Raw genomic sequence first — 20,914 nt, forward strand, 5'->3', positions numbered from 1 at the left:
GGGGATCCACGCGACGAGGCGCGCGGCGCAGCCACGGGTCATATAGAGAATTTTCCTGCGTTCCGCTACACGGACGACAATCATTCTAAAGAAGGCAGGCATGCGAGAGGGGCGGGCTCATGCGCATTTCGGTTGAAGGGCTCGCCTGCCGGCGCGGGGAACGTCTTCTGTTCCGGGACCTTTCTTTCGCGCTGGCGAGCGGCGAGGCGCTCGTCGTCACCGGTCGCAACGGCGCCGGCAAGTCGAGCCTCATCGCCATGCTCGCCGGCCGCCTCACGCCGGCGGCGGGAGAGATCCGCACCGAGGGCATCGGTGAGGCGACGCTCGCCGAGGTCGCCAACCACGTCGGTCACAAGGAAGGGCTGAAGGCGTCGCTGACGGCCGAGGAGAACCTCGCCTTCGCCGGCGCCATGCTCGGCCGGCCGCGGCTCTCCCCGCGCGAAGCGCTCGCGCGCGTCGGCCTCGCCCGCGCCGCGGACCTGCCGGCGGGCTATCTCTCCGCCGGGCAGCGGCGGCGCGTCGCGCTCGCCCGCCTTTTCGTCTCCCGTCGCCCGCTGTGGCTCCTCGACGAGCCAACCTCGGCCCTCGATGCGGCCTCGCAGGCCCGGCTCGCCGAGGTCATGCAGGGCCATCTGGCGGAGGGCGGCCTCATCATCGCCGCAACCCACGCGCCGCTTGGGCTCGAGGGGACGAAGACGCTGAGCATCGACGCGCATGTGCCCGGCGTCGACATGCCCGGCGGGGCAGAGGGGGAGCGGGCATGAGGATGGAGAACACGGTCTTTCGGCCAGGCGCGCCTCTCTCCTCCGCGCAAGGGGGAGGGGCTGGACCATGCCGCCTTCCTAAAAAACCAAGCGCCCTGACATGACCCGCGCCTTCCTCGCTCTCGTCCTGAGGGACCTAAGGCTGGCGGCCCGTGTCGGCGGCAGCGGCGCCATGGGGCTCGTCTTCTTCCTGATGCTCGTCGCCGTGGTGCCCTTCGCGCTCGGGCCGGACCTCAATCTCCTTGCCCGCATCGGCCCGGCCCTCCTGTGGTTCTCGGCCGTGCTTGCGACGCTCATCGGGCTCGACCGGCTGTTCCAAACCGACGTCGAGGATGGCGCCATCGATCTCATCCTGTCGAGCGATACGCCGCTCGAGGTGCTGGTGGTGGCGAAGGGCGTGGCGCACTGGCTGACCACCGGCCTGCCGCTCGCGCTCTGCGCGCCCCTCTTCGGCCTGCTGCTGGCGCTGACGCCCGGGGCGATGCTTTCCGTCGCGGCGACGCTCGTCGTCGGCACGCCGGCGCTGACCTTCATCGGCGCCGTCGGCGCGGCGCTCACGGCCTCGCTCGGGCGCGGCGGGCTGCTGCTCGCCATCCTGGTCATGCCGCTGATGGTGCCCACCCTCATCTTCGGCGTCTCCGCCGCCAGCGCCGCGACGGGTGGCACCATCGCCTTCCTCACTCCCTTCCTCATCCTTGCGGCCTTGTCTCTTGTCGCGATCGTGATCGGCACCTTCGCCGCCGCCGCCGCCCTGCGGCAAGCCGCGTGACGAAGCGCCCAATTGCAGCCACGATCGCGCGACGTTAGATCAGGCCCAAGATTCCTCGAAACCTGGAACGAACGACCGCGTGCCGCGCCTCTCGAGCCTCTGGAACCTCGCCAATCCGACGCGCTTTCTCGGCCTCGCCGACAGGCTGCTGCCGTGGCTCGCCGCGCTCGCGTCCGCGCTGCTCGGGGTCGGGCTCTACCTGTCGTTCTTCGTCGCGCCGCCGGACTACCAGCAGGGCGAGACGGTGCGCATCATGTTCATCCACGTGCCGGCCGCCTGGCTCGGCCTGTTCATGTACGTGATGATGAGCGCCTCGGCGCTCGGCACGCTCGTGTGGCGCCACCCGCTCGCCGACGTCGCGCAGAAGGCCGCCGCGCCCATCGGCGCCGCCTTCACCTTCGTCTGTCTTGTCACGGGCTCGCTCTGGGGTAAGCCGATGTGGGGCACCTGGTGGGTGTGGGACGCGCGGCTCACCTCCGTCCTCGTGCTCTTCCTCATGTATCTCGGGATCATGGCCCTGTGGCGGGCGGTGGACGATCCCGGTCGCGCCGCGCGCGCCGTCGCCGTGCTGACGCTCGTCGGCGTGGTCAACATCCCGATCATCAAGTTCTCGGTGGATTGGTGGAGCACGCTGCACCAGCCGGCGGCCGTCTTCCGCATCGACGGGCCGACCATCCATCCCTCGATGCTGTGGCCGCTCCTCGTCATGGCCCTTGGCTGCACGGTGCTCGCCATAGCCCTGCATGTCGCCGGCATGCGCAACGAGATCCTGCGCCGGCGCGTGCGCAGCCTGCGGCTGATGGAGGCCGAGCGCCTCGACGCGGGCGCCGAGACGGCTGCGGGAGCCGCCCGATGAGCGATCCCCACGCCGGCTTCATCATCGCGAGCTATGCCTTCACTGCGCTCGTCATCGGCGGGCTCGTGCTGCGCGCCATTATCGACCATCGTGCTCAGCGGCGCGCGCTCAAGCAGCTCGAGGCGCGCGGCGTGCGCCGCCGGTCCGCACGGCAGGAGGCCGCCCCATGAGTCAGCAGCAGAACGGCCTCGCGGCAGATGACGATGCGGGTTCGCCCGAGATGCGCCGTCGCCGGCTCATCCTTCTCCTCCCGCTCGGAATCTTCCTGTTGCTTGCCGCGCTCTTTCTCGTGCGGCTCTTCGCGGGCGATCCCTCACGCGTTCCCTCGGCGCTCATCGGCCGTCCCGTGCCGGCCTTCGCCCTGCCGCCGCTCGAAGGACTGTCGGGGCCGGGCGGTGCGCCGGTCCCTGGCTTCTCCGATGCGGACCTGAAGCGGGGCGAGGTCACCATCGTCAACGTCTGGGCCTCCTGGTGCGCGCCCTGCCGGCAGGAGCATCCCCTGCTGATGGAGCTTGCGGCCCAGCCGGGCGTGCGCCTCCTCGGTCTCAACTACAAGGACAATCCCGAGAACGCCCGCCGCTTCCTTGGCGCCCTCGGCAATCCCTTTGGCGCGGTCGGTATTGACGAGAGCGGCCGCGCCGCCATCGATTGGGGAGTCTACGGCGTGCCCGAGACCTTCATCGTCGGGCCCGACGGCACCATCAGGCACAAGCACATCGGCCCGTTGACGCCGGACAGCCTGAACGGCACTTTCCTGCCGGCACTGAGAGCGGCGCAGCAACGCTAGGGGGATCGATGGCGCCAGCCCTTCCGGCGAATGGCAGCGAGCGCCTGCTGCTAGAGGCCGACCTGTCGGCCGAACGGGCAGCGAGCGTGGTGCGCATGGCCATCGCGGTCGCGCTCCTCGTGACCGTGGAGGTTGTCCTCAAGCGCAGCAACGACATCTCGCTGCTCGATCTTACGGAGGCGCGCAACCAGGCGCGGGCGACGCTTGGCCTCCTCTTCTTCGCGGGCCTTGCGGTCTATCTGCTCGTGAAGTTCGGCCGCTGGCGGCCATGGATGGCCTATGTGACGGTGACGGTCGACATCGCCGTCCTCACCGGCAGCCTTCTCGCCGACCTGCGCGACCTGCGCCTGCCCGTCGCGTTCATGAGCATGTTTCCGGTGGTCGGAGTGTTTCCGCTGCTGCTTGCGGTCAGTGCCCTGCGCATCCGTCCCTGGGTGCAGCTCTATGCCCTGTGCCTGACCCTCGTCGGTTTGGCACTGGTCGCCTGCTTGGGGGGATGGGGCTCGAACCTCGCTCCGGAGACCTTCCTGCGCGATGCGGAGATGTTCTATTCCGTACCGGCGAACACGGCCCGTGCCGCGATGCTCGCGCTCGGCGGGGCGGTGCTCGTGCTTGGCGCCGTGCGCGGCCGGCGCCTGCTCAACCGGGCGGTGGCCGAGACGACACGCCGGCTGAATCTCGCGCGCTATCTCCCCGCCGAGCTTCTGCCCGTGCTGTCGAGCGACAACATCGAGGACCTGCGGATAGGACGCCGCGCCGAAGTGGCGCTCGTCTTCATCGACATCCGCGGCTCGACCGCCATGGGCGAGGCGATGAGCCCAGCGGCACTCACCGGCTTCATCGGCGCCTTCCGCGCCCGCGTCACGCGGGCGGCGCGCCAGCACGGCGGTGTCATCGACAAGTTCATCGGCGACGGCGCCTTCATCATCTTCGGTCTGCCGCAGACGAGCGGCGACGATGTGGCCCGGGCGCTTGCCTTCTGCCGCTCGATGCTTGCCTCGGTCGACGAGTGGAACGGGCTGCGCAAGGCAACCGGTGCCGTGCCGGTAGCGGTGGGCATCGGCGTTCACTTCGGCACGGCCTTCGTCGGCGCCATCGGCGACGAGCAGCGCCTCGAATTCACCGTCATGGGCGATGCCGTCAACGTCGCGGCCCGACTCGAGGACGCGACTAAGGCCCTCGAGGTACCGCTGGTCGCCTCGGGCGACGTCCTCAGGGCGGCGGGCGAGGATCCTGAGCGCGCCGGCTCGCATTGGCGAAGCCTTGGAACGCAGACCCTGCGCGGGCGCAACGAGGCGATGCCGATCTACACGCTGGAGAATGACGCCGTTTGAGCCTGTGGCTCAGGACTTGGTGCCCTCGTCCGTCGCCGGACTGTGGCGCATGATGAGCGGCGTTTGCGCGAGCGCGAAGGCAAGCGTGATGGGCATCACGCCGAAGACCTTGAAGTTCACCCAGAAGTCCGTCGTCTGCGTGCGCCAGACGACCTCGTTCAGCAGCGCGAGAAAGAAGAAGAACAGGCCCCAGCGCAGGGTCAGCTTGCGCCAGCCTTCGGCGTCGAGCTCGAAGACGCTGTCGAGCACGAAGCCGAGCAGCGACTTGCCGAACAGAAGCCCGCCGAGCAGGACCGAGCCAAACAGCGCGTTGACGATGGTGGGCTTCAGCTTGATGAACAACTCGTCGTGCAGGACGAGCGTCAGCGTACCGAAAACGAGGACGACGATGCCGGAGACGAGCGGCATGATCGGCAGCTTGCCGACGAGCCGGTAATGGATGGCGAGCGCCACCAGTGTCGCGAGCATGAAGACCGCCGTCGCCGTGAAGATGCCGGCCTGGCCGCCTGTCAGGATCGAGGCCGGCACAAGCGGCTGCATGAGCGGCGCGAACAGCCCCGGCCGGGTGTTGGCGAGGAAGAACAGTCCGAGCGGCCCAAGCTCCAGCGCGAGCTTGGTGAGCGGCGGCAGGTGCTGGCCCTTCGGGTCGCTTTCCACAAGTTCCTTCGACATGCTCTTATGCTTCCAGTCCGGCGATGGCGCGGGCGAAATCGCGTGCCGTGAAGGGTTCGAGGTCCTCGACGCCCTCGCCGACGCCGATGAAATGCACGGGCAGGCCGAATTTGGCGGCGATGGAGACGAGGATGCCGCCGCGCGCCGTGCCGTCGAGCTTGGTCATGACGAGACCCGTGACGCCGGCCGTCTTGCCGAAGATCTCGACCTGGTTCACCGCGTTCTGGCCGGTCGTGGCGTCGAGCACGAGGAGCACCGCGTGCGGCGCCGTCTCGTCGAGTTTCTTCATCACCCGCACCACCTTCTCGAGTTCGGCCATGAGGCTGGCCTTGTTCTGCAGCCGCCCGGCGGTGTCGACGAGCACGACGTCCGTGCCGCTCGCGCGCGCCTCGCTGAGGGCGTCGAAGGCGAGACCGGCCGCGTCCGCCCCCTGCTCGCGTGCGATCACAGCCGCGCCGGTGCGCTCGCCCCACACCTTGAGCTGTTCGATGGCCGCGGCGCGGAAGGTGTCGCCCGCCGCCAGCATGACCTTGCGCCCCTCGGCGCGGAACTTCGCCGCGAGCTTGCCGATAGTGGTCGTCTTGCCCGAGCCGTTGACCCCCACCATGAGGATGACGAAGGGCTTCCTGCCGGCGTCGACGGCAAGCGGATGCGCCACGGGGGCGAGCACCGCCTCCACCTCGCGCGCCAGCACGGCCTTGACCTCCTCGGGGTCGATGGCCTTGTCGTAGCGCCCCTCGGCGATCGAGCGGGTGATGCGCGCCGCTGTCTCGATGCCGAGGTCGGCCTGGATCAGGATGTCCTCGAGGTCGTCGATGGTCGCGGCGTCGAGGCGGCGCTTGGAGAAGAGCTCGGTGATGCCGAGGCCGAGCGAGGACGAGGTGCGCGCCAGCCCCTCCTTCAGCCGCTGCCACCAGCTGCGCCGGGGCGCGGGCTGGGGAGTGGCCTCGGGCGACGTTTGGGGCACTGCCCGGGGCGGGGCCTCCTGCGGCGGTGATGGCGGCTGCGGCGCCTCGGCTTCGGACGGCGGCGCCTGCGGCTCCGGCTGGGCGGTCTCGCCGCGCCGGAAGAGCCGGGCCAGCATCCCGCGCTTGTCCTTGTCGCCGTCGCTCATCGGTCCTCGCGTTCTTTTCCCTTGCCCTCGGCCTGCCCCCTCGATAGCCCGAAGCGCATGAACGAGAAAGAGTTGCCGTTCGATATAGTGTCGCGCCTCCTCTATCGCGACGCGCTGATGCTGGTGATCGACAAGCCGGCGGGCATGCCCGTTCATCCCGGCCCGCGCAGCGGCACGGCGACGAGCGACGAGACGCTGAGCGACCATCTCGACGCATTGCGCTTCGGCCTGCCGCGGCGGCCCGAGCTCGCCCACCGGCTCGACCGCGACACCTCCGGCTGCCTCGTGCTCGGCCGCCATCGCAAGGCGCTCGACAAGCTGGGACGCCTGTTCCAGTCGGGCAAGGTCGAGAAGACCTACTGGGCCATCGTCGAGGGCGGACCGGGCGACGAGGAGGGCGAGATCGACATGCCGCTCGCCCCGCGCGATCCCGCGCGGGGCTGGTGGATGAAGGTGGATGCTGCCGGCCAGCCGGCGCTGACGCGCTGGCGCGTCCTCGGGCGCGGGGAGGGCGTCAGCTGGCTCGCCCTGATGCCGGTGACCGGCCGCACCCATCAGCTGCGTGTCCATTGCGCCGCGGCGGGCTTCCCTATCCTCGGCGACACCATCTACGGCCATGCCCCGCGCAGAGGCGGGCCGGGGCTGCACTTGCATGCCGCCGCGCTCGCCATCCCGCTCTATCCCAGCCGCGAGGCGGTGCGGGTCGCAGCCCCCGCGCCGCCGCACATGCGCGCCGCCCTCGACGCGACCGGTTGGTGCGAGGCAACGCCCGCGCATGCGACAGCCGGGCGCTGAGCGTGATTCGCTGTCCGCGTGGCGATCGTGCCTCTTCCTGCCATAGGGCCTGAGATATCTGCATGCCATCGTCTGTCAGATCAATAGCAATCTTTCAGTCGTCACAAGCTTCATCAGTAATATTCAATCGATATTTTGCTTTCAGCGCAATTGATGTGGCGCTCCGGCGCTTCTTATTTATCCAGTAAAGACGGACGCGTATACAGATTGTGCGGGCGCTTCCGGTCAGGGGCGCTTCGGGCCGGGGGGCGGCGGTCCTTCCACCTTCCCCCACGGTGTGCCGCAGCACGCCGCCCCCCGGCTCCGCACCTGGCGGCTGCGCGATCGCCGCATCCGCCTGATGTCGTCCGCTGCGGCGGACTGTCCTAGGGACGCGAGCCGATGAGTGAGCCGCGCAGCGAACTGGCGACTGCATTTCGGCGACTGCGTTGGGTTTTCGGAGGTCTTGCCCTCATCTCTGGCGTGATCAATTGCCTCGCGCTGTCCGGCTCCATTTTCATGCTGCAGGTCTACGACCGGGTGCTGTCGAGCCGCAGCGAGCCGACCCTGGCCGCATTGTGCGTACTCGTCGTGCTCCTCTTCGGCTTCCAGGGGGGGCTCGAGGCGGTGCGCAGCCGGGTGCTGGGGCGGATCGCCAGCCACCTTCACGCCGAACTCGCTCCCCGCGTCTTCCGCTGCGTGCTGGCGCTGCCGCTCAGGAGTGCGCTTCAGGACGACGGTCTCACCCCGGTGCGCGACCTCGACACGCTGCGCAGTTTCGTAGCAGGGCCCGGCCTCTCGGCCTTCTTCGACTTGCCGTGGATGCCGCTCTACATGCTCTTCGTCTTTGTTCTGCATCCCTTCCTCGGTCTCCTCGCGACTGCGGGTGCCTTGGTGCTCGTCGGCCTGACCGTGGCGGCCGAGATCCTCTCGCGCCGGCCCCAGCGCGTGCTGGCTGTGCAGAATGTGCAACGTATCAACCTCGGCCTCGCCGGTCGCCGCAATGCCGAGGTGCTGCGCGCCATGGGCTTTGGAGAACGGCTGACGGCGCGCTGGCTGGGCCTCAATCAGGCCTTTCTCGCCGAGCAGCGGCGGGCAGGCGACATCGTCGGCGGGCTCGGCGCCGCTTCCCGCGTCCTGCGGCTCCTGCTGCAGTCGCTCATTCTCGCACTCGGCGCATGGCTGACCATTCGCGGCGAGGTGACCGCAGGGGCCATCATCGCCGCCTCGATCGCCGCGACCCGGGCGCTCGCGCCGGTGGAACTGGTCATCGGGCAATGGAAGTCCTTCGTCGCCGCACGCGACAGCTGGCACCGGCTCGCCAGCTTGCTCAAGGCGATACCGCCGGCGGCGCGACGGCTCGACCTGCCGGCGCCCGTCGCCAGCCTTGCCGTCGAGCAACTCTCGGTCGCAGCGCCGGGCCAGCGCCGGCCGAGCGTTCGCAACGTCTCCTTCGGGCTGCAGGCGGGGCAGGCGCTCTGCATCATCGGCCCAAGCGCCGCCGGCAAGTCATCCCTCGCGCGGGGCCTCGTCGGCGTCTGGCCGCTCGCCTCGGGCACGGTGCGTCTCGACGGCGCCGCCCTTGACCAGTGGGACGAGACCGTCCTCGGCCGCCACATCGGCTATCTGCCCCAGGACGTGGAGCTGTTCGCCGGCACCATCGCCGCCAACATTGCCCGATTCGAGGACGAGCCGGATGCCCAGGCGGTGATCGCCGCGGCCATGGCGGCCGGTGTGCACGAGATGATCCTGCGTCTGCCGGACGGTTATGAGACGCAGATCGGTGAGCGCGGCGAAGCGTTGTCGGCGGGCCAGCGCCAGCGCCTGGCGCTGGCCCGGGCGCTCTATCGCGATCCCTTCTTCGTGGTCCTCGACGAGCCCAACTCCAACCTCGATTCGGAAGGTGAGACGGCGCTGACGGAAGCCATCCATGGTGTGCGTGCCCGCGGCGGCATCGTCGTCGTGGTGGCGCACCGCCCGGCCGTGCTCGCGGGCGTCGACCTGATCGCCATCCTGCGCGACGGAGCGCTGCAGGCCTTCGGCCCGCACCAGGAGGTGCTGCGCCGCATGCGCGGGCAATCGGGGCCCGCCCGAAGCTCCGCACCGCTGGCCGTCGTCGAGGAAAACAAAGCGGGTGCCCAATGAGCGCATGGTTTCCACCCGGAGGCTGCGACGCGCGCTCGATCCGGCGCAATATGGCGCTCGGCCTCGCAATGTCCTTCCTGCTGCTCGGCACGATCGGCGGCTGGGCATCGGTGGCGCAACTGGCCGGTGCCGTCATCGCTCCCGGCCTCCTCGTCGTCGAATCCAACGTCAAGCGCGTACAGCATCCCACCGGCGGCGTCCTCGGCCAGCTCAATGTCAGGGAAGGCGACGTGGTGCGGGCTGGCGACGTCTTGGCGCGGCTCGATGCCACCCTTGCCAGGGCCAGTCTGCAACTCGTCTCCAAGCAGCTCGACCAGGCGGCCGGCCGCGTCGCACGGCTCATCGCCGAGCGTGACGGCCTGTCGGAGATCGTCTTCCCCGCCGGCCTGGTCGCCAGGGCCGGCACGGACGACGAGGCCGCTGCGGTCATCGATGGCGAAAGCCGCCTCTTCAGGGCCCGACGGATGGCGATGGAGGGCCAGAAAGCGCAGCTGCGCGAGCGCATCTTGCAGTCGCGGCGCGAGATCGATGGCCTCGATGCCCAGCAGACGGCAAAGGGCCGGGAGATCGCACTGATCGAGGATGAACTCGCCGGTGTGCTGGCGCTGTTCGAGCGTAACCTCGTCCAGATCAACCGGCTCAAGCATCTGCAGCGGGAGGCCGCGCGCCTCGGCGGCGAGCGTGGCCAGATCGTCGCCGCCATCGCCCAGGTCCGGGGGCGCATCGCCGAGACGGAACTGCAGATCATCCAGCTCGACCAGAACCGCCGGACCGAAGTGATGCAGGAGCTGCGGGACTACGAGGCCCGAATCGGCGAATATGTCGAACGCAGGACGGCAGCGCAGGATCAGCTCGCGCGGATCGACATCCGCGCCCCGCAGGACGGCATCGTCCATCAGCTCGATGTACACACGGTTGGCGGGGTTGTCAGCGCGGGGCAGGTTATGATGCTTATCGTCCCGCGCAGCGACGAACTCGTCGTCGAGGCCCGGGTCTCGCCGGGCGACATCGACCAGGTGACGCCGGACCAGATGGCCGTGGTGCGCTTCTCGGCCTTCAGCCAGCGCACCACACCCGAACTCGCCGGCATCGTCACCAGTGTTGCGCCCGACCTCCTCACGGTCGCGGCGACGGGTGAAGCGTTCTACAAGGTCCGGATCCACATCGCGCCGGATGAACTCGCCCGCCTGCGCGGTCTCAGGCTCGTCCCGGGCATGCCGGTCGAGGTCCATATCCGCACCGGCTCGCGCTCGGCTCTCTCCTACATGCTGAAACCGCTGGCGGACCAGCTGGCGCGCGCCTTCCGGGAGGAGTGACGCGCGCCCGCGCTGGCTCAGCCGTTGGCGATGTACTGACCGCCGTTGATGGTCAGTACCGAACCGGTTGCGAAGGCTGCGGCATCGGAGGCGAGATAGACCACCGCGGCGGCGATTTCCTCGGCGCGGCCGAGACGGCCGACGGGGATGCCGGCGATGATTTTCTTCAGCACATCCTCAGGCACCGCCGCCACCATGTCGGTGTCGATGTAGCCGGGGCAGATGCAGTTGACGGTGACGCCCTTGGCGGCGTTTTCCTGCGCCAGCGCCTTGGTGAAGCCGATGACGCCAGCCTTGGCGGCGGAATAGTTGGTCTGTCCCATCTGGCCCTTCTGGCCGTTGATGGACGAGATGTTGATGATGCGGCCGAAGCCGCGCTCGCGCATGCCTTCGATCACCGGCCGGGTCATCGTGAACATCGAATCGAGGTTGGTACGGATCACCGCCTGCCACTGCTCGAGGTTCATACGGTGGAACATGCCGTCGCGGGTGATGCCGGCATTGTTGACGAGGACGTCCACCGGCCCGAGATCGGCCGCGACGCGCGCCAGCCCGTCGGCGCAGGCGCTGGCATCGCTCACGTCCCACTTGTAGACGGAGATGCCGGTCTCACTCTTGAAGCGGGCGGCGGCCTCGTCGTTGCCTGCATAGTTGGCGGCCACCGTGTGCCCCGCCGCTTTCAGGGCGCGCGCGATCGCGGCGCCGATACCGCGCGTGCCACCTGTGACGACTGCAACTCGTGCCATGTTTCTCTCCCTCTGGCCGTTATCGTTGTCGGGAAGGGGTGAGGCCGCCGCCGGAAAGCCCCTTCGGGTCCGTCTTCAGCGCTCCACGCACATGGCGACTCCCATGCCGCCGCCGATGCACAGTGTCGCGAGGCCCTTCTTGGCGTCGCGCCGACCCATCTCGTGCAGCAGGGTCGTCAGGATGCGCGCGCCGGAAGCACCGATGGGATGGCCGATGGCGATGGCACCGCCATTGACGTTCACGATGTCGGGGTTCCAGCCCATGTCCTTATTGACGGCCAGCGCCTGGGCGGCGAAGGCCTCGTTGGCCTCGACGAGGTCGAGATCCTGCACCGTCCAGCCCGCCTTCTCGAGCGCCTTGCGCGAGGCCGGGATCGGGCCCGAGCCCATGACGGCCGGCTCGACGCCTGCCGTTGCCCAGGAGGCGATGCGGGCGATCGGCTTGAGGCCGCGCCGCTCGGCTTCCGTCGCCGTCATCAGCACGAGTGCCGCCGCCCCGTCGTTGAGGCCGGAGGCGTTGCCAGCCGTCACCGTGCCGTCCTTCTGAAAGGCGGGCCGCAGCTTGGCGACCGCATCGAGCGTCGCTCCGTCGCGGATGTACTCGTCTGTGTCGACAACGACGTCACCCTTGCGCGAGGCGACCGTCACGGGCGTGATCTCCTCCGCGAAGCGGCCGGCCTTCTTGGCGGCTTCGGCCTTGTTCTGGGAGGCGACCGCGAAGGCGTCCTGCTCCTCGCGGCTGATCTGCCATTTCTGGGCCACGTTCTCCGCAGTCACGCCCATGTGGTAACCATGGAAGGCATCCCAGAGTCCGTCGCGAATCATCGTGTCGACGAACTGCACGTCTCCGAACTTGGTGCCGGCGCGCATGTGGGCCGCGTGCGGCGACAACGACATCGATTCCTGCCCGCCGGCAACGATCACGGAAGCATCGCCGTTGGCGATTTGTTGCATGCCGAGGGCGACGGCGCGCAGCCCCGAGCCGCAGACCTGATTGAGGCTCCAGGCCGTCTTGGCGACCGGGATGCCCGCCTTCATCGCGGCCTGGCGGGCCGGGTTCTGCCCTTCGCCGGCTGTCAGCACCTGGCCGAGGATGACCTCGTCGACCTCTTCGGCGGCGACGCCCGCCCGCTCGAGGGCACCCTTGATGGCGGCGGCGCCCAGCACATGCGCGGGCACGTTGGCGAAGGCGCCGTTGAACGAGCCTACCGGCGTGCGGGTGGCGGCGACGATGACGATATCCGTGGAGGCCATGGTGATCTCCCTTGTTCCTTCTTTTGCCGCTCGTGGCGGCCTTGCTGTCATGCTGCGGCCGCCTGGACGGGGCCATGTGGACGGGTCGAAGCCATCTTCGGGGGGCCTCCGCGGAGCGTCAAGCACCACATCGGGCGCGCACCGCGCCCCCGTGTCGCACAAATGAGTTTTCGTCGGGCTGATTAGCGCCTATCGTCTGCGCCGGGGAGGCCGTGCGCAGGCAACCGGTTCCGACGCCGGCAATGCTTCGGGCGCCGCGGCATGAGCCCTTACCGGGGCCGGGACGAGACAAAGCAGAGCCATGGCGACAGAAGAAAATCCGACCGTCATCAAGAAATACGCCAACCGCCGCCTCTATCACACGGGAACCAGCACATACGTCACCCTGGAGGACCTCGCGCAGATGGTGCGGGACGGGGAGGACTTCATCGTCTTCGATGCCAAGACCAACGAGGACATCACCCGTTCGGTACTGACGCAGATCATCTTCGAGGAGGAGAACAAGGCCGGACAGAACCTGCTTCCGGTCGCCTTCCTGCGTCAGCTCATCCGTTTCTACGGCGACAGCATGCAGGCGCTGGTGCCGAGCTACCTCGAGTTCTCCATCGAGAACTTCACGCGCGAGCAGCAGAAGCTGCGCGAAAAGATGGCCGAGGCCTTCGGCCCGGCGGCTGCCTTCAAGAGCATGGAAGAGCACGTGCGCACGAACATGGCGATGTTCGGCGAGGCCCTCAGGTTGTTCTCCCCGTTCGGCCCGCGCGGCGGGCAGCAGGGCGAGCCCACGGCGCGGCCGCGCGAGGACGAGCCCCGGCAGGCGGGCGGCGACCTTGACGACCTCAAGCGCCAGGTGCTCGAGATGCAGGCGCGCCTGGACGAACTGGCCGGCAAGGGCTCGGGCCGCGGCTGAGGGCGTATCGCCGCTGTCATCGGGATGACGCGGAAGGGCGGTTGAGATGACTCCTTGACGTGCCGCCCGTCCCGATTCGCCGGCCTTGGTTGCCGGGAGTGCGGCCGGTTCGGGCAAGGGCATGATCGAGACGACGAAGAACAGCCTGCGGCTCAGCGCCAATGCCATCGCGCTCAGAACCGCCGGCCTCAGCAGCGCGATATTTACGCTCGCCGCGTTGGCCGGCGGCTCGCTCGGCATCTCGACTGCGCTCGCTGCGCTCGCCAGCCTTGTCGTCGCAGGCCTTGCCTTCCGCGACCGGCGGCCGCTGAGCGGCCGTGTCGTGACGACGGGCGAGCGGCGCCAGAAACACGCCTTCGGGCCGGCGGCCGTTCTGGCGGCCTTGCCGGATCCCGTCGTCATCGTTGACCGGCGTGGCCTCGTGGTCGACGCCAACCGTGCGGCGATTGCCGTGCTGCCGGGCCTGCGCAACGCCCATCCCCTGTCCTTCGCTCTGCGCGCACCCGACGTGCTCGATGGTCTCGATCGGGTGGTGAAGGGCGGCAAGGCCGAGGCGGTCGAATTTGTCGAGCGTGTGCCGGTCGAGCGCGCCTTCGAGGTGCACATCGCTCCCCTGTCCGACGAGGCCGGGGCCGATGCCGGTCGGGCCGGGGCCGCCCTCTATTTCCGCGATCTGACGCCGGCACGCCGGCTGGAGCACATGCGGGTCGACTTCGTCGCCAACGCCAGCCACGAGTTGCGCACGCCGCTCGCCTCGCTGATGGGGTTCATCGAGACCCTGCAGGGGCCGGCTCGCAACGACGCGGCCGCGCGCGAACGCTTCCTCGCCATCATGCGCGAGCAGGCGCAGCGCATGGCGCGCCTCATCGACGACCTCCTGTCGCTGTCGCGCATCGAGCTCAGCGTGCACGTGCAACCGACGGCGATCGTCGATGTCATCGCCCTGCTGCGCCACATGATCGACACGCTTGCGCCGCTGGCGCGCGAGCGCGGGGTCGAGATCGTGCTCGAGGCCCCGCCGGGACCGGTCAACGTGCGCGGCGAGCGCGACGAGCTCCTGCGCGTCTTCGAGAACCTGATCGAGAATGCCGTGAAATACGGCGAAGGTGGCGGCCGCGTCGACGTACGGGTTGCGACCACGGCACCGGGTAGCGGCGGGGGTGAAGTGTCGGTCGTGGTGCGCGACTATGGCCCCGGCATCGCGCCCGAGCACCTGCCGCGCCTGACCGAGCGCTTCTACCGCGTCGATGTTGCGGCCAGCCGGGGCAAGGGTGGCACCGGCCTCGGCCTTGCCATCGTCAAGCACATCGTGATGCGTCATCGCGGGCGCCTCGCCATCGCCAGCGATGTGGGCCGGGGCGCTTCCTTCACGGTGACGCTGCCAGCGCTCGGCGACGAATCGCAAAACTAAGACGGATCAAATTGTTACGCTGTCATTCGGCTGTCACCTTGCCGTCATAGACAAGAGGTGTCGGTGGTGCTTGCGGCATTGCCGAAGCGGATGCGGCACGACCCCGTCATGGCCGTGCGATCGCCGTCCCGCTCCAAGAGATCAGGGAGATATACCGTGAAATTCCGTTCCCTCGTCAGCGTCGCCGCCCTCACGCTGGCCGGCGTCGCCGCTGCCGGTGCCGCCCAGGCGCGCGACCAGATCCGCATCGTCGGCTCCTCGACGGTCTATCCCTTCACGACGGCGGTTGCCGAGCAGTTCGGCCGTTCGGGCGCCGGCAAGGCGCCGGTCGTTGAATCGACCGGCACGGGCGGCGGCATGAAGCTGTTCTGCGCCGGTGTCGGCACGGACCATCCGGATGCAACGAACGCCTCGCGCCGCATCAAGAAGTCGGAGTTCGAAGACTGCAAGAAGAACGGCGTCGCCGACATCATCGAGCTGAAGGTTGGCTTCGATGGACTGACCGTCGCCAATTCCAAGGCGGGTCCGGACCTCAACTTCACCAAGGAGCAGATTTTCCTCGCTCTCGCCAAGGAAGTTCCTGGTCCGGACGGCAAGCTGGTCGCCAACCCGTACAAGAACTGGTCAGACATCGACAAGGCGCTGCCGAACGAGAAGATCGAGGTGCTTGGCCCCCCGCCGACTTCCGGCACCCGTGATTCCTTCCTCGAGCTCGTCATGGAGCCGGGCGCCGAGAAGGTTCTCGCCGATCTCAAGAAGAGCGACGCGAAGGCTTTTGCCGCCGCCTGGAAGACGATCCGCGAGGACGGTGCCTACATCGACGCCGGCGAGAACGACAACCTCATCGTCCAGAAACTCGACGCCAACCCCAAGGCGGTCGGCATCTTCGGCTATTCCTTCCTCGAGGAGAACGCGGCCAAGATCAAGGGGGCCAAGATCGACGGCGTGGAGCCGGACTTCGACACCATCGCCGACGGCAAGTACTCGGTTTCCCGCCCGCTGTTCGTCTACTTCAAGAAGCAGCACATCGGCGTCGTGCCCGGGCTCGATAAGTTCATCGCCGAATACGTCTCCGAGAAGGCACTCGGCGAGGATGGCTACCTGTCGCGCAAGGGTCTCGTGCCGCTGCCGACCGACCAACTTGCCAAGGTGCGCGCCGACGTCGAGGCGCAGAAGCCGCTTGCCGCCGACGCCGGGCTTTGATCCGTTGACGCAGGCGAAGCGGGTGGACCATCCACCCGCTTCGTTTTGCCGTCAAAATGCGGTAGAGCCGGTCGCCGACGCGGCCTCCTGCCGCTGCTCTCCCGGGGGCGGAGATGGTTAGCTTGTTCTTCCTGCTCATTGTCGCCGTTGCGCTGGCGGCCTTCGCTTTCGGACGTTCCAGGGGGCGTGCCTTCGTCGGCGGCGGCGCTCGGCTTCATTCGTTGCCCGTCTATCACGGCCTGTTTCTGGCCACGCTATGCGTCCTGCCCATGCTCGTCGTCCTGGCGGCCTGGACACCGGTTGCGCCACGCTACGTCGAGGCTCGCACGCTTGCCGCCCTCCCGGCGGAGCTTGCGCCGCAGACCACGCTGGAAAAGGAAGGACGCCTGCGCGAGGCCCGCCTCGTCGCTCTCGGTCAATTCGCGGGCACGCCCGATGCCGGCACGACCGTTGCCGCCGGCGCCTACGCGGGCGCTCGAACCGAGGCGGAGGTGACTCTCCTCGTGCTCGGCCTCGCCGGGGCTGCGGCCGGCTTCGTCTTCGGTCGTCGGCGCCTGGCGCCCGACTTTCGGGCCCGCAACAGTTTCGAGCATGTCACCAAGGTCGTCCTCATCGCTTGTTCGGGCGTCGCTATCCTGACGACCGTCGGCATCGTCTTCTCGGTGCTGTTCGAGACGCTACGCTTCTTCGCGCGCTATCCTTGGTACGATTTCCTCTTTGGCCTGCAGTGGTCGCCGCAGACGGCGATCCGCGCCGATCAGGTGGGCCAGTCCGGCACCTTCGGCGCGGTGCCTCTCTTCGCCGGCACCACGCTCATCATGCTGATCGCCATGATGGTCGCGGGTCCGGTCGGCCTCTTCGCCGCGATCTACATGTCCGAATATGCGACGCCGCGTGTCCGGGCCGTCGCCAAGCCCGTGCTCGAGGTGCTCGCCGGCATCCCGACCGTGGTGTTCGGCTTCTTCGCCGCGCTCACCGTGGCGCCCTTCATCAAGAACGTCGGCGAGTCGCTCGGCCTGTCCGTTGCGTCGGAGAGCGCGCTGGCCGCCGGCCTCGTCATGGGCGTCATGATCATTCCCTTCGTCTCGTCCTTGTCGGACGACGTCATCAACGCCGTGCCGCAGTCGCTGCGCGACGGCTCCTACGGCATGGGCGCGACTCGGTCGGAGACCATCAAGCGCGTCGTGCTGCCGGCCGCACTCCCCGGCATCGTCTCGGCCCTCATGCTCGCCATCTCGCGGGCCGTCGGCGAGACGATGATCGTCGTCATGGCCGCGGGCCTCGCTGGCAACCTCACCTTCAATCCGCTCGAGGCCGTCACGACCGTTACCGTGCAGATCAAGACGCTCCTCGTCGGCGACCAGGAGTTCGACAGCGCCAAGACCCTGTCAGCCTTCGCCCTCGGCTTCGTGCTCTTCTTCTTCACGCTGGCGCTCAACATCATCGCCCTGCGCATCGTTCGCAAATACCGAGAGCAATATGACTGACATTGCTGCACCCCCTCAAGGCGCCCGTCGGTTCGGTCTCTCGTCGGCCGAGGCCCAGGCGCGGTTGAGGCGGCGCCACGCCGCGGAGGCACGGTTCCGTGCCTATGGCATCGGCGCAATCGCGCTCGCGGCGATCTTCCTCGTCGTCCTGATCGGCGACGTCATCGTCAAGGCGATGCCGGCTTTTACCGAATATCGCCTGACCATGACGGTGACGCCGACGCTGGAGCAGGTGTCCAGCGACGGCACCACCGATCCGCAGGCGCTGCGCAGCGGCGATTATGACGCCGTGCTGCGCAGGGGCTTGCAGGAACTCTTCCCGCAGGTCACGACGCGTGCCTTGCGCCGCAAGCTCAACAACGACCTTCTGTCGTCTGGCGCGGCGATGACGCTGCGCAATCGGGTGCTGGCCGATCCCTCCGCCATCGGCCAGCCGGTGACGATCGAGGCACTGCTCGACGACGCGGCCGACCTCTACCTCAAGGGCCTGATGACCGGGCGGCGCGAGAGCGTCGGCCAAGGGCAGGCGCAGGTGACGCTGGACGGCGAGGACGTGGTGCTGACGAGCTCGGCCCCCGATTTCGCCCGCGCCCTTGCCGAGGTCAAGGAGAGCCTGCGCGAGGAGGCGGCCGCCGACCGTCGCGAGGCCGCACGGCTGACCGCCGCGGCGGCCGATGTCGCCGGCGACCAGCGCGAGGCTCTGCAGAAGCGCATCGCCGACCTCGAGGGCGATGCCGCTGCCGCCGAAGCACGCGCTGCCGCGGCTGATGCGCCCGAGCGGCTGACGGCTGACCTGCCCTCGAAACTCGTCTTCATCAACGGCGGCATCGTCAAGCTGACCGAGATCGGCGCCTCCGAGGCGCGCGGCACGGTGCTCGTGCCGCTGGCCAATACCGACGCTGTGACGGCGGGTGGGTGGGACATCCTCACCCTGACCCAACCCGAGGCGAACCGTCGGCTTGACGACCAGGTGGTCGCCTGGCTCGAGGACCTGAAGCAGCGCGGCATGGTAGCGTCGCATTTCGCCAGCCGCTTCTTCACCTCTGGCGACAGCCGCGAGCCGGAGCAGGCGGGTATTCTCGGAGCTCTCATCGGCTCGGCGCTGACCATGCTGGTGACGCTGGTCCTGTGCCTGCCGATCGGCGTCGGTGCCGCCGTCTATCTCGAGGAATTCGCGCCGAAGAACCGGCTGACGGACCTCATCGAGGTCAACATCAACAATCTCGCGGCGGTGCCCTCGATCGTCTTCGGTCTGCTCGGCCTTGCGATGTTCCTCAACTTCTTCGGCCTGCCGCGCTCGGCGCCACTCGTCGGTGGTCTCGTCCTCGCTCTCCTGGTGCTGCCGACGATCATCATCGCGAGCCGCGCCGCTCTGAAGTCGGTGCCGCCGTCGATCCGCGAGGCGGCGCTCGGCATCGGCGCCTCGCACCAGCAGGCGGTGTTCCACCACGTGCTGCCGCTCGCCATGCCCGGCATCATGACCGGCACCATCATCGGCATGGCGCATGCGCTGGGGGAAACCGCGCCGCTGCTCCTCATCGGCATGGTCGCCTTCATCGTCGACGTACCGGGCTCAATCACCGATGCGGCGACGGCGCTGCCCGTACAGATCTACCTGTGGTCGGACCTGCCGGAGCCGCTGTTCCAGGCCAAGACCGCCGCCGCCATCCTGGTTCTGCTCGCTTTCCTCTTTATCATGAACGGTCTTGCCATCCTGCTGCGCCGCCGCTTCGAGCGCCGCTGGTGAGCCGCGTCGCGGGCCGAAGGGAGTTCTCAATGATGACGACGATGCCGAACATCGAGCTGGCGAAGGCCACGGTGGCCGAAGTCGCGGACGAGGCAGCGACGAAGGTCGTGGCCCGCGAGGTCAACGTCTATTACGCCGACAAGCACGCCTTGCACGATGTCTCGATTGACATTCCTGAGAAGGCGGTCACCGCCTTCATCGGCCCGTCCGGCTGCGGCAAGTCCACCTTCCTACGCTGCATCAACCGGATGAACGACACGATATCGATCTGCCGCGTCAGCGGCCGCATCGAGATCGACGGCAGCGACATCTATGACCGGAATCTCGACCCGGTGCAGTTGCGGGCGAAGGTCGGCATGGTGTTCCAGAAGCCGAACCCCTTCCCCAAGTCGATCTACGAGAACGTCGCCTACGGGCCGCGCATCCACGGGCTCACGAGCTCCAAGGCCGACCTCGACGAGGTCGTCACCATGAGCCTCAAGCGCGCCGGTCTCTATGAGGAGGTGAAGGACCGTCTCGCCTCGCCGGGCACCGGCCTCTCCGGCGGCCAGCAGCAGCGCCTGTGCATCGCCCGTGCCATCGCCGTCAATCCCGAGGTCATCCTCATGGACGAGCCGTGTTCGGCGCTTGATCCCATCGCCACGGCAAAGATCGAGGAGTTGATCGACGAATTGCGCGAGAACTACACCATCGTCATCGTCACGCACTCGATGCAGCAGGCGGCCCGCGTCTCGCAGCGCACGGCGTTCTTCCACCTCGGCAAGCTCGTGGAAGAGGGGCCGACGGAGCAGATCTTCACGGCGCCGCAGGACAAGCGGACGCAAGACTACATCACTGGGCGCTTCGGCTGAGGCTGCCGCAGCAACAAGGATTGCCGACGATGACCGATCATATCGTCAGCTCGTACGACGTCGAGCTCGATACCCTGCGCAGCAAGATCGCCGAGATGGGTGGCATCGCCGAGAAGATGCTGGGCGATGCGACGATAGCCCTCGTGCGGCGCGATGCAGCCCTCGCCCAGGCGGTTATCGCCGTCGACGAGCGGCTCGATGCCCTGCAACACGACGTCGAGGAACGCGCCGTGCTCACCATCGCCAAGCGCCAGCCGATGGCGGTCGACCTGCGCGAGATCGTCTCCGCCATCCGCGTGGCGGGCGATATCGAGCGCGTCGGCGACCTCGCCAAGAACACCGCCAAGCGTGTCGTCGCCATCAGCAACGAGATGCAGCCGCAGAAGATCGTCGGTGGCGTGCAGCACATGAGCGACCTCGTGCAGGCCCAGCTCAAGGATGTGCTCGACGCCTATGCGCAGAAGGACACGGCCCGCGCGCTCGACGTGTGGCAGCGCGACGATCGCATCGACGCGCTCTACACCTCGATCTTTCGCGAACTGCTGACCTACATGATGGAAGACCCGCGCAACATCAGCTTCTGCACGCATCTCCTGTTCCTCGCCAAGAACATCGAGCGCATCGGCGACCACACCACCAACATCGCCGAGACCATCCACTATCTTGTCACCGGAAAGCCGCTCGCCGCCGAACGGCCGAAGAGCGACGACTCGAGCTTCACCACCGTGCCGGTCTCCGGCCGGCAGTAAGTGTCGATCACGCGCCAGCGTCCACCAC

At 68.1% G+C, this 20,914-nt stretch carries 20 protein-coding genes; 16 read left to right on the plus strand and 4 right to left on the minus strand.

Translation table 11 applies throughout. The features are described from left to right. Positions 1-119: 119 nt before the first annotated feature. The 6 genes from ccmA to BOQ54_RS02335 all read left to right on the plus strand — a co-directional run bounded on the left by ccmA (position 120) and on the right by BOQ54_RS02335 (position 4,510). Positions 120-764 carry a heme ABC exporter ATP-binding protein CcmA gene (ccmA, locus tag BOQ54_RS02310; protein WP_071923170.1) on the plus strand — a complete coding sequence of 215 codons (645 nt, stop codon included), beginning with the start codon at positions 120-122 and terminating at the stop codon, positions 762-764. Positions 765-864: 100 nt separating this feature from the next. Then, positions 865-1,533: a heme exporter protein CcmB gene (gene ccmB, locus BOQ54_RS02315; RefSeq protein WP_071923171.1), complete on the plus strand. Its 669-nt coding sequence runs from the start codon at positions 865-867 to the stop codon at positions 1,531-1,533. Between the two features lie 79 nt (positions 1,534-1,612). Beyond that, positions 1,613-2,389, plus strand: coding sequence for a heme ABC transporter permease (locus BOQ54_RS02320; protein WP_055459787.1), 777 nt, complete (start codon positions 1,613-1,615; stop codon positions 2,387-2,389). After that, positions 2,386-2,559, plus strand: a complete 174-nt coding sequence (ccmD, locus tag BOQ54_RS02325; RefSeq protein WP_071923172.1) for a heme exporter protein CcmD — start codon at positions 2,386-2,388, stop codon at positions 2,557-2,559. Before BOQ54_RS02320 ends, ccmD begins: the two co-directional genes overlap by 4 nt. Continuing rightward, complete coding sequence (locus BOQ54_RS02330) at positions 2,556-3,176, plus strand: DsbE family thiol:disulfide interchange protein (RefSeq protein ID WP_055459786.1); 621 nt, start codon at positions 2,556-2,558, stop codon at positions 3,174-3,176. Before ccmD ends, BOQ54_RS02330 begins: the two co-directional genes overlap by 4 nt. Positions 3,177-3,184: 8 nt before the next feature. Continuing rightward, positions 3,185-4,510 carry an adenylate/guanylate cyclase domain-containing protein gene (locus BOQ54_RS02335; protein WP_071923173.1) on the plus strand — a complete coding sequence of 442 codons (1,326 nt, stop codon included), beginning with the start codon at positions 3,185-3,187 and terminating at the stop codon, positions 4,508-4,510. A 9-nt stretch (positions 4,511-4,519) separates the two neighbouring features. On the opposite strand, the gene BOQ54_RS02340 is transcribed toward BOQ54_RS02335, so the two are convergent. Together BOQ54_RS02340 and ftsY are read right to left on the minus strand one after the other, a co-directional pair. Beyond that, positions 4,520-5,182: a septation protein A gene (locus tag BOQ54_RS02340; RefSeq protein WP_071923174.1), complete on the minus strand. Its 663-nt coding sequence runs from the start codon at positions 5,180-5,182 to the stop codon at positions 4,520-4,522. 4 nt (positions 5,183-5,186) lie between these two features. After that, positions 5,187-6,296 carry a signal recognition particle-docking protein FtsY gene (gene ftsY / locus BOQ54_RS02345; RefSeq protein WP_063188164.1) on the minus strand — a complete coding sequence of 370 codons (1,110 nt, stop codon included), beginning with the start codon at positions 6,294-6,296 and terminating at the stop codon, positions 5,187-5,189. A gap of 57 nt (positions 6,297-6,353) precedes the next feature. On the opposite strand from ftsY, the gene BOQ54_RS02350 reads away from it, so the two are divergent. The 3 genes from BOQ54_RS02350 (at position 6,354) to BOQ54_RS02360 (ending at position 10,531) form a co-directional block, all read left to right on the plus strand. Continuing rightward, entirely contained in the window at positions 6,354-7,091 is a 738-nt protein-coding gene (locus BOQ54_RS02350; RefSeq protein ID WP_055459782.1) for an RluA family pseudouridine synthase, read from the plus strand. A gap of 381 nt (positions 7,092-7,472) precedes the next feature. Continuing rightward, a complete protein-coding gene (locus tag BOQ54_RS02355) occupies positions 7,473-9,215 on the plus strand; it encodes a type I secretion system permease/ATPase (RefSeq protein ID WP_063188166.1) in 1,743 nt (580 codons plus the stop codon). Further along, positions 9,212-10,531, plus strand: a complete 1,320-nt coding sequence (locus tag BOQ54_RS02360; RefSeq protein WP_055459780.1) for an HlyD family type I secretion periplasmic adaptor subunit — start codon at positions 9,212-9,214, stop codon at positions 10,529-10,531. The genes BOQ54_RS02355 and BOQ54_RS02360 overlap by 4 nt, the downstream gene beginning before the upstream one ends. A gap of 17 nt (positions 10,532-10,548) precedes the next feature. Here BOQ54_RS02360 and phbB read toward each other — a convergent pair whose 3' ends face one another. Continuing rightward, on the minus strand, positions 10,549-11,277 hold the full coding sequence (phbB, locus tag BOQ54_RS02365; protein WP_055459779.1) for an acetoacetyl-CoA reductase: 729 nt from the start codon (positions 11,275-11,277) through the stop codon (positions 10,549-10,551). A 75-nt stretch (positions 11,278-11,352) separates the two neighbouring features. Continuing rightward, positions 11,353-12,531, minus strand: a complete 1,179-nt coding sequence (locus BOQ54_RS02370) for an acetyl-CoA C-acetyltransferase (protein ID WP_071923175.1) — start codon at positions 12,529-12,531, stop codon at positions 11,353-11,355. Positions 12,532-12,832: 301 nt separating this feature from the next. Here BOQ54_RS02370 and phaR point away from each other — a divergent pair, with 301 nt between their 5' ends. From phaR to phoU, 7 genes are all read left to right on the plus strand, one after another. Continuing rightward, entirely contained in the window at positions 12,833-13,438 is a 606-nt protein-coding gene (gene phaR, locus BOQ54_RS02375) for a polyhydroxyalkanoate synthesis repressor PhaR (protein WP_055459777.1), read from the plus strand. Positions 13,439-13,559: 121 nt separating this feature from the next. Beyond that, positions 13,560-14,849, plus strand: coding sequence for an ATP-binding protein (locus tag BOQ54_RS02380; RefSeq protein WP_096335374.1), 1,290 nt, complete (start codon positions 13,560-13,562; stop codon positions 14,847-14,849). A gap of 156 nt (positions 14,850-15,005) precedes the next feature. Then, positions 15,006-16,052: a PstS family phosphate ABC transporter substrate-binding protein gene (locus BOQ54_RS02385; protein ID WP_055459776.1), complete on the plus strand. Its 1,047-nt coding sequence runs from the start codon at positions 15,006-15,008 to the stop codon at positions 16,050-16,052. A gap of 113 nt (positions 16,053-16,165) precedes the next feature. After that, the gene (gene pstC, locus BOQ54_RS02390; protein WP_055459775.1) at positions 16,166-17,539 is read left to right on the plus strand and encodes a phosphate ABC transporter permease subunit PstC; all 1,374 of its coding nucleotides are present in this window, start codon (positions 16,166-16,168) and stop codon (positions 17,537-17,539) included. Further along, positions 17,532-19,286 (plus strand): phosphate ABC transporter permease PstA, encoded by a 1,755-nt coding sequence (pstA, locus tag BOQ54_RS02395; protein ID WP_055459774.1) that lies wholly within the window; start codon positions 17,532-17,534, stop codon positions 19,284-19,286. Before pstC ends, pstA begins: the two co-directional genes overlap by 8 nt. A gap of 32 nt (positions 19,287-19,318) precedes the next feature. Beyond that, a complete protein-coding gene (pstB, locus tag BOQ54_RS02400; RefSeq protein WP_055459916.1) occupies positions 19,319-20,137 on the plus strand; it encodes a phosphate ABC transporter ATP-binding protein PstB in 819 nt (272 codons plus the stop codon). Between the two features lie 29 nt (positions 20,138-20,166). Next, positions 20,167-20,886 carry a phosphate signaling complex protein PhoU gene (gene phoU / locus BOQ54_RS02405; RefSeq protein ID WP_055459773.1) on the plus strand — a complete coding sequence of 240 codons (720 nt, stop codon included), beginning with the start codon at positions 20,167-20,169 and terminating at the stop codon, positions 20,884-20,886. The last annotated feature ends 28 nt before the right edge of the window (positions 20,887-20,914 follow it).

The organism is Chelatococcus daeguensis, assembly GCF_001887265.1.
Taxonomy (GTDB): Bacteria; Pseudomonadota; Alphaproteobacteria; order Rhizobiales; family Beijerinckiaceae; genus Chelatococcus_A; species Chelatococcus_A sambhunathii.

Excerpts from the sequence above, each read along its gene's own strand:
- ccmA (WP_071923170.1), top strand. The coding sequence starts at position 120 with ATGCGCATTTCGGTTGAAGGGCTCGCCTGCCGGCGCGGGGAACGTCTT.
- ccmB (WP_071923171.1), top strand. The coding sequence starts at position 865 with ATGACCCGCGCCTTCCTCGCTCTCGTCCTGAGGGACCTAAGGCTGGCG.
- ccmD (WP_071923172.1), top strand. The coding sequence starts at position 2,386 with ATGAGCGATCCCCACGCCGGCTTCATCATCGCGAGCTATGCCTTCACT.
- BOQ54_RS02330 (WP_055459786.1), top strand. The coding sequence starts at position 2,556 with ATGAGTCAGCAGCAGAACGGCCTCGCGGCAGATGACGATGCGGGTTCG.
- BOQ54_RS02335 (WP_071923173.1), top strand. The coding sequence starts at position 3,185 with ATGGCGCCAGCCCTTCCGGCGAATGGCAGCGAGCGCCTGCTGCTAGAG.
- BOQ54_RS02340 (WP_071923174.1), bottom strand. The coding sequence starts at position 5,182 with ATGTCGAAGGAACTTGTGGAAAGCGACCCGAAGGGCCAGCACCTGCCG.
- ftsY (WP_063188164.1), bottom strand. The coding sequence starts at position 6,296 with ATGAGCGACGGCGACAAGGACAAGCGCGGGATGCTGGCCCGGCTCTTC.
- BOQ54_RS02350 (WP_055459782.1), top strand. The coding sequence starts at position 6,354 with ATGAACGAGAAAGAGTTGCCGTTCGATATAGTGTCGCGCCTCCTCTAT.
- BOQ54_RS02355 (WP_063188166.1), top strand. The coding sequence starts at position 7,473 with ATGAGTGAGCCGCGCAGCGAACTGGCGACTGCATTTCGGCGACTGCGT.
- BOQ54_RS02360 (WP_055459780.1), top strand. The coding sequence starts at position 9,212 with ATGAGCGCATGGTTTCCACCCGGAGGCTGCGACGCGCGCTCGATCCGG.
- phbB (WP_055459779.1), bottom strand. The coding sequence starts at position 11,277 with ATGGCACGAGTTGCAGTCGTCACAGGTGGCACGCGCGGTATCGGCGCC.
- BOQ54_RS02370 (WP_071923175.1), bottom strand. The coding sequence starts at position 12,531 with ATGGCCTCCACGGATATCGTCATCGTCGCCGCCACCCGCACGCCGGTA.
- phaR (WP_055459777.1), top strand. The coding sequence starts at position 12,833 with ATGGCGACAGAAGAAAATCCGACCGTCATCAAGAAATACGCCAACCGC.
- BOQ54_RS02380 (WP_096335374.1), top strand. The coding sequence starts at position 13,560 with ATGATCGAGACGACGAAGAACAGCCTGCGGCTCAGCGCCAATGCCATC.
- pstC (WP_055459775.1), top strand. The coding sequence starts at position 16,166 with ATGGTTAGCTTGTTCTTCCTGCTCATTGTCGCCGTTGCGCTGGCGGCC.
- pstA (WP_055459774.1), top strand. The coding sequence starts at position 17,532 with ATGACTGACATTGCTGCACCCCCTCAAGGCGCCCGTCGGTTCGGTCTC.
- pstB (WP_055459916.1), top strand. The coding sequence starts at position 19,319 with ATGACGACGATGCCGAACATCGAGCTGGCGAAGGCCACGGTGGCCGAA.
- phoU (WP_055459773.1), top strand. The coding sequence starts at position 20,167 with ATGACCGATCATATCGTCAGCTCGTACGACGTCGAGCTCGATACCCTG.